9 protein-coding genes are annotated in these 14422 nt (G+C 69.7%); 6 read left to right on the top strand and 3 right to left on the bottom strand.

The genetic code is table 11. From position 1 onward, the window contains the following. Position 1: 1 nt before the first annotated feature. Positions 2–709 (bottom strand): type 1 glutamine amidotransferase, encoded by a 708-nt coding sequence (locus E0H73_RS11785; protein ID WP_165555598.1) that lies wholly within the window; start codon positions 707–709, stop codon positions 2–4. 59 nt (positions 710–768) lie between these two features. On the opposite strand from E0H73_RS11785, the gene speB reads away from it, so the two are divergent. The 6 genes from speB (at position 769) to E0H73_RS48655 (ending at position 6833) form a co-directional block, all read left to right on the top strand. Then, the gene (gene speB / locus E0H73_RS11780; RefSeq protein WP_131353866.1) at positions 769–1794 is read left to right on the top strand and encodes an agmatinase; all 1026 of its coding nucleotides are present in this window, start codon (positions 769–771) and stop codon (positions 1792–1794) included. A 75-nt stretch (positions 1795–1869) separates the two neighbouring features. Further along, positions 1870–3324, top strand: coding sequence for an amino acid permease (locus E0H73_RS11775; RefSeq protein ID WP_131353864.1), 1455 nt, complete (start codon positions 1870–1872; stop codon positions 3322–3324). Then, on the top strand, positions 3321–4241 hold the full coding sequence (locus E0H73_RS11770; RefSeq protein WP_131353862.1) for a universal stress protein: 921 nt from the start codon (positions 3321–3323) through the stop codon (positions 4239–4241). The genes E0H73_RS11775 and E0H73_RS11770 overlap by 4 nt, the downstream gene beginning before the upstream one ends. Positions 4242–4243: 2 nt before the next feature. Next, positions 4244–5509, top strand: a complete 1266-nt coding sequence (gene lysA / locus E0H73_RS11765) for a diaminopimelate decarboxylase (protein WP_131353860.1) — start codon at positions 4244–4246, stop codon at positions 5507–5509. Next, positions 5509–5799 (top strand): hypothetical protein, encoded by a 291-nt coding sequence (locus E0H73_RS47160; protein ID WP_238163953.1) that lies wholly within the window; start codon positions 5509–5511, stop codon positions 5797–5799. The genes lysA and E0H73_RS47160 overlap by 1 nt, the downstream gene beginning before the upstream one ends. Further along, a complete protein-coding gene (locus E0H73_RS48655) occupies positions 5799–6833 on the top strand; it encodes a copper amine oxidase (protein ID WP_238163980.1) in 1035 nt (344 codons plus the stop codon). The genes E0H73_RS47160 and E0H73_RS48655 overlap by 1 nt, the downstream gene beginning before the upstream one ends. On the opposite strand, the gene E0H73_RS11755 is transcribed toward E0H73_RS48655, so the two are convergent. Next, a complete protein-coding gene (locus tag E0H73_RS11755; RefSeq protein WP_131353858.1) occupies positions 6733–8862 on the bottom strand; it encodes a transglycosylase domain-containing protein in 2130 nt (709 codons plus the stop codon). The genes E0H73_RS48655 and E0H73_RS11755 overlap by 101 nt on opposite strands. 9 nt (positions 8863–8871) lie before the next feature. Then, positions 8872–14388 carry an ATP-binding protein gene (locus tag E0H73_RS11750; RefSeq protein WP_131353856.1) on the bottom strand — a complete coding sequence of 1839 codons (5517 nt, stop codon included), beginning with the start codon at positions 14386–14388 and terminating at the stop codon, positions 8872–8874. Positions 14389–14422: the final 34 nt, after the last annotated feature.

The following is a 14422-nucleotide window of genomic DNA, read 5'->3' as shown; positions in this document are numbered from 1 at the left end:
ATCAGGCCGGCTCGCGCGAACCGGTGGCCGCGGCGGCGAAGGCGAGAGCGAGCGGACGCCATGCGGCGGACAGCTCGGTCTCGGCCGCGCGGATCTCGGCCAGCCCGCGCTCCAGCTCCGGACGAGCGGTACCGGCCCGGCACTGCGCGTCGTACCACCCCTTGACGATCCCGTACGACGCCTCCGGGTGCCACTGAACGCCCCACGCCGATCGACCGATCCGGAACGCCAGCAGGTCGCCGTCATCGCTTCTGGCCAGCTCGATCGCCCCGGGTGGCGGTACGGCGACGGTGTCGGCGTTCCACGCCACCGCGGGCAGTTGCGCAGACGCTGGACCGACGACTGGATCGAGGGCGGCTTCGGCGGTCCAGACCGGCCGGAGCACGCGAGAGTTCTGGCCCTGCGGCCGGGAGATCACCGTGCCGCCCAAGGCGTGGGCGAGCAACTGGTGGCCAAGGCAGATCCCGAGCGTCGGCACCTCCTGCCGCACCGCGTCGGCGAGAAGCGTCATGATCGGGGTCAGCCACGGCACCCGATCCGCGTCGTGCACGCCCGGCAGACCACCAAGCACGATCAATCCGGAGAGCCCGTCCGCGTTCTCCGGCACGGGATCACCGCCGTACGCGCGGCAGACCTGGAACGGGGACAGCCAGTCGGCGAGCTGGCCCGGCGGGCAGAGTTCGTCCGGCTGCACGACGAGTAGATTCACGGCGGTCAGACTACGTCGGCGTTGGTTGACATGTGGTGGCTGGATGCCAGACTCCGAGCATGACCCGCTACGGGCAGCAGTTCGGGCCGGACTTCACGTTTCTGGGTGTGCCGGCGTGCGATCTGGACGATCCGGCGTCGTACGCGGACGCGCAGGTCGTGATCCTCGGGGCGCCCTTCGACGGCGGTACGTCGCATCGGCCGGGTGCCCGGTTCGGGCCGATGGCGATCCGGATGCGGGACTACCTCGGTCACGACGGATCGCGGCCGAGTCTCGCGTTGCGCACCGACGGTCTGGTCGAGCTGAACGTCGTCGACGCCGGTGATGTGGAGATGTACTCCGGCGATATCGAGGTCGCGCTGCCCGCGCTCGAGGCGGCGGTCGAAAGGGTGACGCGCTCGGGGGCGATCCCGGTCGTCCTCGGCGGCGACCACTCGATCGCGTTCCCGGACGCGAAGGGTGTCGCGAACGTGCTCGGCCACGGCCGGGTGTCGATGCTGCACTTCGACGCGCACGCAGACACCGGCGACATCGAGTTCGGGTCGCTGTGGGGTCACGGCCAGCCGATGCGCCGGTTGATCGAGTCCGGTGCGCTGCGCGGCGATCGCTTCCTGCAGATCGGGTTGCGCGGGTACTGGCCGCCGCCGGACACGCTGGACTGGATGGCCGAGCAGCGGATGCGCTCCTACGAGATGACCGAGATCGTGCACCGCGGCCTGGACGAGTGCCTGACCGAGGCGTTCGTGATCGCCACCGACGACTGCGACGGCGTCTTCCTGTCCGTCGACATCGACGTCTGCGACCCCGGCCACGCGCCGGGCACCGGGACCCCCGAGCCCGGCGGCCTGACCGCTCGTCAGTTGCTCGACGCGGTACGCCGGATCTGCCTCGAACTGCCCGTGGCCGGGATGGATGTGGTCGAGGTGAGTCCGCCGTACGACCACTCGGACATCACCGCTGCGCTGGCGAATCGGGTGGTGCTCGAGGCGGTGTCAGCGATCGCTCGCAAGCGCCAGGACGAGCGCGACGGCACGCGGTGGGATCCTGCCCACCCGCTGCTGGGTGACCGACCGGAGCCGAACTGACCTGTTCCGTCGGCCAATTCCGAGTGCCACACTCCGAATTGGGGGCGGGGTGACCTCCCTCGAGGGGAGGGCATCATGGCGATGACGCCGCAGCAGTTGTTCCGTCGCAAACCGGTCCCGGAGATGTCGCAGGAGAGCGGCACCGACACCGGCCAGAGCGAACTCGCCCGAACGATCGGCTTGTTCCAGCTCTCGATGTTCGGCATCGGCGCCACCATCGGCACCGGAATCTTCTTCGTCCTCGCCCAGGCGGTACCGGTCGCCGGACCGGCGGTGATCTGGTCGTTCGTCATCGCCGGCGCGGTCGCGGGGCTGACCGCGATCTGTTACGCCGAGCTCGCCAGTGCGGTCCCGGTGTCGGGATCGTCGTACTCGTACGCCTACGCGACGCTCGGTGAGCTGCCGGCGATCGGGGTCGCCGCCTGCCTGCTGCTGGAGTACGGCGTGTCCGCGGCCGCGGTCGCCGTCGGCTGGTCGCAGTACCTGAACGAACTGTTCGACAACCTCTTCGGCTTCACCATCCCGGACAGCCTGTCGCAGGCGCCGGAGCAGGGCGGCGTGTTCAACCTGCCCGCGGTCATCCTGGTCGTGCTCTGCACCCTGCTGCTGATCCGTGGCGCGAGCGAGTCGGCCACGACGAACGCCGTCATGGTGTGCATCAAGATCGGTGTCCTGCTGCTGTTCATCGTGCTCGGGCTGAGGGGCTGGGACGCGAACAACCTGTCCGACTTCGCACCCTTCGGCATCAGCGGGATCACCTCCGCGGCCGGCATCATCTTCTTCTCCTACATCGGTCTGGACGCCGTCTCGACGGCGGGTGAGGAAGTGAAGAACCCCCGGCGGACGATGCCGTTGGCGATCCTGATCGCGCTCGTCACCGTCACCGGGCTCTACATCCTGGTCACCCTGGTCGCGGTCGCCGCCCAGCCGTCCGGCGACTTCGAGAACCAGGAGGCCGGCCTGTCGGCGATCCTGGAGAAGGTGACCGGAGCATCCTGGCCCGCCACCGTGCTCGCGGCCGGCGCGGTGATCTCGATCTTCAGCGTCACGTTGATCGTGATCTACGGCCAGACCCGGATCCTGTTCGCGATGGCCCGCGACGGGATGATCCCGGAGCTGTTCCACCGGGTGAACCCGCGCACCCACACCCCGGTGCCGAACACGATCATCGTCGCCGTGCTGATCGGCCTGCTGGCCGGGCTGATCCCGATCAACTTCCTGGCCGAGATGACCAGCATCGGCACGTTGGTCGCGTTCCTGGTCGTGTCGGTCGGAGTGATGGTGCTGCGGCGGACGCATCCCGAGCTGTCCCGCGGGTTCAAGGTGCCGGGCTATCCGGTCACACCGATCCTGTCGATCCTCGGCTGTCTGTGGATCATCAAGGACCTGCGCGCCGTGACCATCTGGGTCTTCCTGATCTGGCTCGCGGTGGCTCTGGCCTGGTACTTCATCTACGGCTTCAGGCACTCGCATCTCGGCCGGCACGAGCACGTCGGGCTGATCCACGACGACGACGGGCCGACCCCATGACGATGATCGTCGGCTACGCCTCCGATGAGCGCGGGAAGGCGGCGCTCCACCTCGCCGCGATGCTGGCCCGGTCCGCGCACGACGATCTGATCGTCTGCACCGTCGTACCGGCGCCCTGGACGCCCGGGATGGCGCGGGTGGACGCGGAGTACCAGAACTATCTGACGCAGACTGCGGATCAGGCGCTGGAGCGGGCCCGGAACCACCTGCCGGGTGACGTGCCCGCAACGTACGTCCGGTACAGCGCGCGGTCGGCGCCGGCCGGGCTGCTCGAGATGGCCGCGCGCAATAACGCCTGGCTGATCGTGCTCGGGTCGTCATCGGCCGGCGCATTCGGGCACATCTCGCTCGGCAGCGTGACCGACCGGCTGCTGCACAGCTCGCATGTCTCGATCGCCCTGGCCACCCGGGGATTCCGCTGCCCCGGGGATGCCAAGGTCCACCGGGTGACCGCGGCGTTCGGCGGCACCGAGAGCGCGGAGGAGCTGGTCCTCGCCGCGGCAGCGATCAGCGCCGACGTGGGTGCTTCGCTGCGGATCGCCACCTTCGCGGTGTGGTCGCGTCCCGCGTACACCACCCGGCTCGGCACCGATTCCGAGGACCTCGTGATGGACGAGTGGCGGGCGGAGGTGGAGAAGACCGTCACCGCCACGCTGACCCAGGTGAAACACCTGCCGCACGGGCCGCGAACGGTCGAGACGGTGATCGGCTCCGGTGCGAACTGGGCCGAGGCGATCGACGAAGTCGGCTGGGAGCCCGGCGACATCCTCGTGGTCGGGTCGAGCGAGCTCGGGCCGGTCGCGCGGGTGTTCCTCGGCTCGCGGGCAACCAAGATCCTGCGCCACTCCCCCGTCCCGGTCCTCGTCGTACCGCGCAGCCGGGCCGAGGAGCTGGCCGGACGCGCCACCGAGAACTGACCATGCACCAAGCCGACCGGAGCGACCTGCTCTCGCTCTTCCCGGCCGGCAGCGTCCTGGCCGGCGACGGCATGCTGGTCGTCGGTGGCTGCCGTGCGGACGACCTGGCCGCCGCGTTCGGTACACCGGTCCTGGTCGTCGCCGAGGATGTGCTCCGCTCCCGCGCCCGCGAGTACCGCGAAGAGCTGGCCGCCCGCTGGCCGAACTCCCGCGTGGTCTTCGCCTCCAAGGCCTTCCCGTGTACGGCGGTCCAGCGGGTCATGGCCGAGGAAGGGCTCGGCCTGGACGTCGCCGGCGGTGGCGAGATCCTGACCGCGGTGAAAGCTGGTGCCGATCCCGGCCTGATCGTCCTGCACGGCAACGCCAAGAGCGACGAGGAGATCGCACTGGCCGTCGAGCACGGCATCGGCCTGGTCGTGGTGGACAACGCCGACGACGTCGACCGGCTGGAAACGACCGGCCGGACCCAGGACGTCTTGGTACGCATCATCCCCGGCGTCACCGCCGACACCCACAGCCATGTGCTGACCGGCCACGAGGGCTCGAAGTTCGGACTCGCCCCACCCGATGCGGCCCGGTTGATCGAGCGGATCGAACACAGCCCGCGGCTGCGGATGCGCGGTCTGCACGTCCACGTCGGCTCGCAGATCCTCGACGTCGAGCCGTTCGCGGAGTCGGTGGAGCCGCTCGCGCGGCTCGGCGAGTTCGAGGTGTACGACCTGGGCGGCGGTCTCGGCGCCCGCTACACCTGGTCCGACGAGCCGCCGACGGTGGCGGCGTACCTCGATGCTCTGATCGGCGCGGCGAAACAGCACCTGCCCGCCTCCGCGCACCTCGTCATCGAACCTGGACGCAGCATGGTCTGTACGGCGGCGACCACGATCTACCGCGTCACCACGGTCAAGCGAGGTGCGATCACCTTCGTCGCGGTGGACGGCGGGATGGGCGACAACCTGGAGGTCGCGTTGTTCGAGCAGCGGTTCGAAGCCGGAATCGTCGGGCGGTTCGAGGGTCCTCGGTTCGAGACGGTGACCGTGGTCGGGCGGCACTGCGAGAGCGGCGACGTTCTGGTCGACGGTGTACCGCTGTCGGAGCCGGCCGTCGGCGATCTGCTCGCCGTCCCTGCGACCGGGGCGTACTGCTACACGATGGCGAACAACTACAACGGCAATCGCCGGATCCCGGTGGTCTTCGCAACCGGCGGCCGAGCCCGGCTCGTCGTACGGCGGGAGTCCTGGGACGACCTGATGGCGCGGGACGTGGACTGATGGCGACCCATCCGCTCGAACCCCTGGACGAGGACGAGTTCCGGCAGACCGCCGCGATCCTGCGCCGGGACCGGGAGCTCGGCGGGTCCTGGCGGTTCGCGGCGATCGAACTGCTGGAGCCGGCCAAGTCCGCGGTCCGCGCCTGGCGTCCCGGCGACGCCATACCGCGGACGTCGTTCGCCGTGCTGTGGAACCGGGCCGGCAACCAGACCTGGGAAGGTGTCGTCGACCTGACCGGGGACCGATCGCCGCGCTGGCCGAGCCCGGCATCACCGACCTCTCGCTGGTGATGATCGAGGTCTGGACCTACGGCGAGGCGCTGATGCCGGAGAAGTACCGCGACCGGCGGCTCGGCTGGTGCGACATCTGGTACCGCGAGACTCCCGACGGCAATCCGTACGCCCACCCGGTCTCGGGCCTCAAGATCGTCGTCGACATGAACACACTCGAACTGCTCGAACTCGAGAACGATCACGACCACGGGCAGCCCGAGGTCGACGCGGAGTACGCGCCCGGACCGTGGACCGGCACACTGCGCACCGACCTCAAGCCGCTGCACGTCACCCAGCCAGAGGGTGTCTCGTTCACCGTCGACGGTACCGAGCTGAAGTGGCAGAACTGGACGATGCGGCTGGGCTTCAACCACCGCGAGGGCCCGGTCATCTACCAGGTCACAGGTCGACTCCCGCGCCCTACCGGTGTCGGACGACAACCCGTACGGACTGGCCGTCGTCACCGAGGTGACCCCGATCCGGTCCGAGTCCGAGGCCGCCCGCGACTTCAACTGGGCGGCCCAGCGCACCTGGAAGGTGGTCAACCCGAACCGCGTGAACGCCGTCGGCACCAATCCGGCGTACAAACTGATCCCGAGCGCGTCGATCCCGGCACTGATGGACCCCGGGACGCGCCGCAATACCTGCGGGCACCGGTGATCGGGCACACGGTGTGGGTGACGCGGCAGCACGACGAGGAACGCTGGCCGTGCGGCGACTACCCGACCCAGTCGATGGCCGACGACGGGATGACCCGCTGGATCGCGGACGACGAATCGCTGGAGAAGCCCGACGTGGTGCTCTGGTACGTGTTCGGCATCCACCACGTCACCCGGGTCGAGGAACTGGCCGGTGATGCCGGTGGACACGATCGCCTTCTGGCTGAAGCCCTTCGGCTTCTTCGACCGCAACCCGGCGCTCGACGTCGCCCCCAGCCACAGAGACTGACGGTTAGCGGCGCCCGGGGCCGCCGCCGTTCTCGTCCGGGCGTCTGCCCTCGTCCGCCGGGCGAGGCTCGGCGGCGCCCAGCATCTTGCGCGGTGGCGCCTTGAAGTGGCGCAGCGGCATGCCCTTGAGGGCGCCTTGCATCGCGGTCTGCCACAGTGGCCCGGCGGTGCCCGAGCCGGTCGGGTCGGAGATGTCCCGGCCGTCGAGGGTGTGGCGGTACATCAGGTTCGTGTACGGCAGGTTCGCGTCCGCCACCACCGCTGCTCCGGCCAGGTTCGGCGCGTAACCGGCGTACCAGACGGCGAGGTTGTCCTGGATCGTGCCGGTCTTGCCGGCCAGGTCCCAGTTGCCGAAGTTCAGCCGGCCGCCGGTGCCGCCGGGCTCCATCACCGCGCTGAGCACCCGGTTCACGCCGTCGGCAACCTGCGGGGCGATCGCTTGCTTGCAGTCGATCTGCGGCGTGTCGATGTATTTGCCCGCCTTGTCCCGAACGGACACGACGACGAGCGGCTTGCAGTACTTGCCGCGCGCCGCGAACGTCGCGTAGGCGTTCGACAGCATCAGCGGCGTCACGTAGCCGACGCCCAGCGTCATCGACACGACCTGGTCGAGCGGATGCAGGGTCTGGGCGTTGTACATCCCGAGCTTGGAGGCGATCCGGGCGATCGAGCATAGCCCGGTCCGCTGTGACAGCTGCAGGAAGTAGGTGTTGGTCGAGAACCGCGCCGCCTCGACCATCGTGAGGTTGCCGCTGTGGGTCGAGTTCTTCGGCGAGTAGTCCGGGTCCCGGGTCCAGCCCGAGCAGGTGCGGAACCGCTTCCCACTCAGGTTGATCTGGGCCGGCGAGTTGATCCGGTAGTTGAGCGGGATGCCCTTCTGGATCGCCGCTGCGATCGTGAACGCCTTCATCGTCGAGCCGTTCTGGAACCCGCCGTACCCGCCGGCGTAGGACTTCTCGACGTTGTAGTTGTAGTTCGTGTGGTTGCGGCCGTTGCCGTACGGCTTGCTCTGCACCATCGCCTTCACCAGGCCGCTGCCCGGCTGGACGATCGTGATCGCCGCGATCGCGGTGTCGGTGGGCTTGCTGTGCGCACTGATCGACTTCTGCGCGGCCTTCTGCATCCGCGGGTCGATCGAGGTCCGGATCAGCAGCCCGCCGGTCTTCAGGAAGTGGTCGCGGTCCTTGACCGTCACGCCGAGTGCCGGGTTGTCCAGCAGCTTCGAGACGACGTACTCGCAGTAGAAGGGGTAGCGTGAGCTGGCGCAGCCGTTCGGCACCGGCAGGACCCGCTTCAGGTTGATCACCGGGGCCTTGAGCGCCTGGTTGGCCTGGCGCAGCGAGATCACCTTGAGCTCGAGCATCCGCTTGATCACCACGTCGCGCCGTGCCCTCGCCCGCGCCAGGTCGTTGGTCGGGTCGTAGCCGGTCGGGTTCTTCACCAGGCCGGCCAGCATCGCGGCCTGGGGCAGGGTCAGCTTGTCGGCTGTGGTCCGGAAGTAGTGCTGCGCCGCGGCCTGGACGCCGTACGCGCCGTCGCCGAAGTTCACCAGGTTCAGGTACCGCTCCAGGATCTCGTCCTTGGACAGCTGGCTCTCGATCGCGATCGCGTACCGCAGTTCGGTCAGTTTGCGCTGGTAGGTGACCGCGGTGGCCTGCTGGCGTTCCTCGGCGGTCTTGGCCTTCTCGACCAGGCTGAGCTTCACGTACTGCTGGGTGATGCTCGACCCGCCCTGCTGGACCTCGCCCTCGGTCTGGTTGCGGACCATCGCCCGGATCGTGCCCTTCGCGTCCAGCGCGCCGTGGTCGTAGAACCGCGAGTCCTCGATCGCGACGATCGCCCGGCGCATGATCGGGCTGATCCGGTCCAGCGGGACCGGGATCCGGTTCTGCTCGTACAGCGTGGCGATCAGAGTGCCGTCCGAGGCGAGGATCCGGCTCCGCACCGCCACCGGCTCGACCACGAGCTCGCGCGGCAGATCCTGCACGGACTTGGCCACCTGCTCGCTGCCCTGTCCCGCGAATCCGGCGAAGGGGATCGCCAGTCCGGCCGCCAGCGCACCGGACAGTACGCTCACGCCGATGAAAGTGATCAACGAGTGAGCCTTACTGCGACCGCCCCTCTCGGTCCGCATACCTCCAGGTTAGGCGAGTGGTCCAACTCCCGGTAGACCGGAAATGATTGCCTCGATCAACCGTGGGCGCAGTTCGTTCGCACTGATGACCTTATCGACCGATCCGACCTCGACCGCACGCTGGATGTTGTGCACGCGATCGAACCCGACCGCGACCTCGCCCAGCTTCTCCGCGCGTACGGCGGTCCGCACCTCGGCCAACTCGGTCGCCAGCGCTGCTCGCTCCGCCCCGGTCGCCTCGCCGACCCGCTCGGCCAGCGAAGCGACTCGCTCGTCGGCCGCCGTCCTGGCGTCGACCTCGCCGGCGAAAACGACCGCCGCCGCAGGCGCTCCACCGATCACGGACGCGAACGAGCCGTCGACCGCCAGCACCGTCATCGACGGGTTGAGCGCCTTGGAGAACACCACGAACGCTCCACCGTGATACCGCGACACCACGCAGAACACGATCGGGCCCTGGAAGTTCACGATCGCGCGGCCAATCTCGGCGCCGTACTCGAGCTGGAGGTTCCGCATCGAGTCCGGCGAGCCGTCGAAGCCGGACAGGTTTGCCAGCACCACCAGCGGCCGGTTGCCGCTGGCCGCGTTGATCGCCCGGGCCGTCTTCTTCGACGAGAGCGGGAACAGCGTGCCGGCGGTGTAGGTGTCCGGCCCGTCGGTGGGAGGGAATCCGCGCCGCGGCACCGACTTGGACTCGATGCCGACCAGGCAGACCGGGTAGCCGCCCAGGCGGGCGTCCTGCACGACCGCGGTGTCGGCGTCGGCCATGCCGGCCCAGCGCTCCAGGACCGGGTGGTCCTGGTCCGTGACCGATCGCATCAGCGTGCGGATGTCGAACGCCTTCTTGCGATCCGGGTTCGTCGCCGCCGAGAAGATCTCGCCGACGGTCCGGAAGTCGCTGCCGGGCGCGTTGTGCGGGTACGTCGTGACATCGCGATCCAGCGGGTCCGACGTCTCGGCCCGGCGGGGCCCGATCTCCCCCGGGACGACGTACGAGTGGTCGTAGTGCGCCATCAGCACATCCCGCGCGCCCTTGAGGTCAGGAGCCCAGTACTGCGCCTGGCCGTTCGGGCCCATCACCCGGTCGTACCCGCCGATGCCGAAGTTGTCCTCGGCCGACACGCCACCGGCGAAGTCCAGCGTTTGCTTGCCGGTCAGCACCATCGCACTGTCCGGCGTCATCACCAGGATGCCCTTGGTGTGCATCAGCATCGTCGCCTCGGCGTTCCAGTACGGCTGCGCGCCGACGTTGATACCGGCCACGACGACGTTGATCTCGCCGCCGTCCTGGGTGAACTCGACGATCCGCTTCAGCGCCTTGGCGACCCAGTCCATGTTCTCGGTGCCGGAGTCCATCGAGATCCGCGCACCGGCCGACAGCGAGTACCACTCGACCGGCACCCGCATCCGCTCGGCCAAGTCGAGGGCAGCGATGATCCGCGAGCACTCCCCCTCGGCGACCGCGCCGAGCGCCTTGGTCGGGTCGCCGCTGAGCGCGACCCGGGTGATGCCCTCGGGGTGCCGGGCGGTCGGCGTACTGACGATGCCGAGGATGACGCCGGCCTTGTTCAGGCCGCGCGGGCGGTCCACCGGGACCAGGACACCGCTGTCGTCGAGGTCGTACTCCGTGAAGGAGCCGCCCTGGCCGGCGACCATGCCGCTGACCTCGTACGGGTAGATCGTGTTGCGCCGGCGCGAGCGCTGCACCTTCTGGGCGTAGTCGTCCAGCGGCATCAGCCGGCCGGTCGGCGGCTGCTCGACCGACGTGACGACGCCGGCACCGGGCTGGTAGTAGAACCGGGCCGCCACCAGGTTGATGCTGCCGTCCGGCGCCGCGACCCGGCCCTGGACCAGGACTTCCTCGATCCCGGCGCCCGCGGTCATCGGCGCGATGTTGCGCTGTAGCGCGGTGACCTCGTCGACCTGAGCCTCGACCACCGGCCAGATGTGCACCCAGACGTGGTTCATGTCGAGCTTGGCACCGGCCGCGCCGCGGTCGGTCCGGGCCCGGCGGATCGCCTCCAGGCAGTTCGCGATCGCCCGCTCCGCGTGCGGCAGCGAGGTCACCTGCCCGTCCTCGTCCCGGACCACGACGAACTGGCGAACCTGAGCCAGCGCGACCAGTCGCTGGTCTGCGTCGTTCTCCCGCGACACACAGTGGTAGAGCAGTACGTCGTCCGGCCCCTCCAGCCGGGTGATCCGGAAGTCCCGCAGCCGCCACAGGTTCAGCCGTCGGCCGACCATCGGGTGGACGCCGCGGACGTTGTCGTCCTCGGCCACGGACCCGCCGGCCGGGCGGTAGGTGAAGTAGGACACCGGCCGGCCCTGGCCCGGTGCGATCGCGACCGAGAACCGGCGTACCCGCTGGGCGACCGGCTGGTCGGCGACCATCCGTCGGTAGAGGTCGGACGCCTCCTGCTGGGAGGCCGGCAGGTCCGGGCCGTACAGGTAGAGCTCGACGACCGCCTCGTGCCGGGCCGGGCGCGCCTCGATCTGCGCGGTCAGCGCGCGGGACAGGCCGCTGTGCGGGTCGGCCAGCTCGGCCACCGTGCCCACCGAGGTGACGAGATGGCTCGGCCGGTCGTCGATCGTGTAGTCGGCGGTCGCGAACGGCCGTCCGTCGACGGCGAACTCGCGCAGGTCGTGCAGTTCGTACTCGCGGTAGTGCCGGCGGATCAGCACCTCGAGCATCGGCTCGCGCTCACCCCAGCCGCGCTCCAGCCGCTGCGCCAGGAACCGGACGATCGGCTCCGGGATGGTCGCCAGCGCGTCGACCCGCTCCTTGCGGTCCGGCGCCTCCGGGTCGGCCGCGAGCGCAGCGACCTCGTCGCCGACACCCTCCAGCACCGAGGCCCGCTCCGCGTCCACCTGCGGCTGGTCGAACCACCGGAACCGCACACTGCGGGCCAGGTCGCCGATCACCGGAAAGCGCAGCTGAGTCGCCAGCACCAGCCGGTCGAGCAGGTCATGCGCGGACTCGTCCACCGGCGACACCGGCCGCGGCTCGGCGATCCAGCGCTGCAGCAGCGACGACACCAGCAGCACGTCCGGAGTGGAGCGCTGCTGGGCGAGGAAGATCCGGAAGACAGCCTCCTCCAGCTCGGTACTGCGCTCCAGATCGGTCACGCCGTACTGGCCGAGCACCCGGGTGAGTCGGGCGCGGAACTCGGCCGGCAGACCACCACGGTCCGGATCCAGGCTCTGCAGGTAAGTATGGAAGTGCTCGCGCGGGCTGTGCACCCGGTTCTCGGTGCTGATCTCCTCGCCGGCCGGCCGGTTGCGGCTCAGCTCGGCGAAGTCCGCGAACACCCGCAGCAGGTCGATCTCGGCCACGACCGGAGGGTCCGCCAGCTCGGACCGCGCGGACAGGTAGTCGGCCAGCATGCCGCCCTCGTCCGACGGATCGATGTCGAACCCGAGCAGCATGCTGCGCAGGTCGTCCAGCCCCCGCTCGACCCGCTCGGCCGCGGACTTCTCCCCCGACCCGTTCGGAAGATCCAGCTGTACGCCGTTCTCCGTCGGAGCAGCCACCTCGGCGCCGGACTCGTCGGCTACCGGCTCGAGCCGGAGCAGCGGCGCACCGGTCTCGACCTGGCTGCCGGTGCTGACGAGCAGTTCCTTCACGGTCGCCTTGAACGGCGCGTAGAGCACCGTCTCCATCTTCATGCTCTCCAGCACGAGCACCGGTGCACCGGCCTCGATCTCGGCCCCGGTCTGCACCGGCGTCGCGACCACGAGAGCCGGCGCGGGAGAACGCAGTACGCCGCCTTCGTCGCGGCTGACCCGATGGGTCACGCCGTCCACCTCGACCAGGTGGACCGGCCCGTGCGTCGCGGTGACGAGGCGGAACCGCTGCCCGCCGACCACGAGCCGGCTGGTGTACTCGTCCAGCCGCTCCAGCTCGGCGTCCACCACCTTGAGGTGGTCGTTGCCGGTCCCGACACCGACCCGGAACCGGTCCGGCCCGATCCGCGCCACCGTCACCCGGTAGCTCGCGCCGCGCAGCTTCAGGTCGATCGCGCGACCGACCTCGTGCTGAATCTGCGGACGGCCGCCGTGCGCGGTCTCCAGCAGCCGCACCCGCTCGACCTGCTCGGAGTCCTCGTATCCCTCGATCGCGGCCGCGACCAGCGCGACGCCCGAGTGCCGGTGTGAGATCAGCCGGCCCTCGCCGCGGACCCGGTCGATCCAGCCGGTGTCGGCGCTGCCGTCGATCACCTCGGGCTGGTCCAGCAGTTCGAGGATGAAGCTCTTGTTGGTGGCGCCGCCCTCGATCAGCACCGTGGTCGCGCCGACCGCCCGGCGCAGCCGCGCCAGCGCCTCCTCGCGGGTCCGCCCGTAGCCGATGATCTTCGCGATCATCGAGTCGAAGTCGGCCGGGATGCTCTCGCCGGCGCTCACTCCGGTGTCGACCCGGATGCCAGGCCCGGACGGCAGGTCGAGTACGGCGATCCGGCCCGGTGACGGTGCGAAGTCGCGGTCCGGGTCCTCGGCGTTCAGGCGTGCCTCGACCGCGTGCCCGCTCTCGACCGGCTTCGTGCCCTCCAGCAGGCCGCCGTTCGCGACGTGCAACTGGGCCTTCACCAGGTCGAAGCCGGTGGTCAGCTCGGTGATCGGGTGCTCCACCTGGAGCCGGGTGTTCACCTCGAGGAAGGCGAAGCTCTTCTCGCCGGGGTGATACAGGAACTCGACCGTCGCCGCACCGCGATAGCCGACCGCGAGCGCAAGCCGCTCGGCGGAGGCCTTCAGGTCCTCGACCTGGCCGGCCGACAGCAGCGGGGAGGCGGACTCCTCGATGACCTTCTGGTTCCGGCGCTGCACCGAGCAGTCCCGGACGCCGAGCGCCCAGGCCGTGCCCTGGCCGTCAGCGATGACCTGCACCTCGACGTGGCGGGCGCCGGTGACCAGGCGCTCCAGGAACACCACGCCGCTGCCGAAGGCCCGCGCGGCCTCGTCGCTGGTCCGCGCGTACGCATCGGTGAGTTCGTCCGCCGAGCGCACCACCCGGATCCCGCGGCCACCGCCTCCGGCCGTTGCCTTGAGCATCAATGGGTAGCCGATCGTCTCGGCCGCCTGCAGCGCCGCCTCCAGCGACTCGACCGGGCCACGGCTCCACGGCGCAACCGGAACGCCGACCTCCTCGGCGATCAGCTTGGACCCGATCTTGTCGCCGAGCTTGCGCATCGCCTCGGTCGACGGCCCGATGAAGGTCACCCCGATCCGCTCGCACAGCTCCGCGAAGGCGGGGTCTTCGGCCACGAAACCCCAGCCGACCCAGGCCGCGTCGGCCTTCGTCTCCCGAAGGGCACGCTCGAGTACGGCGAGATCCAGGTACGGGCGCGCCGACGCCGCCCCGAGCGGGTAGGTGATGTCGGCCTCGCGGACGAAGGTCGCGGTCCGCTCACCGTCGGTGAACAAGGCGACAGTCTCGATCGGGTCACCACCCTCGGCGTTGACCTCGCGAACCGCGTTGATCAGCCGCATGGCGGCTTCACCCCGGTTCACCACTGCGATACGCTTGAACATCGACCGCCTCCGTGTCTCACCCTGTTGTCGCCGT

It is taken from the genome of Kribbella pittospori (assembly GCF_004331465.1).
Taxonomy (GTDB): Bacteria; Actinomycetota; Actinomycetes; order Propionibacteriales; family Kribbellaceae; genus Kribbella; species Kribbella pittospori.
Note: the sequence above shows the minus strand (reverse complement) of the source record. Positions and strands in the feature narration are given on the sequence as shown.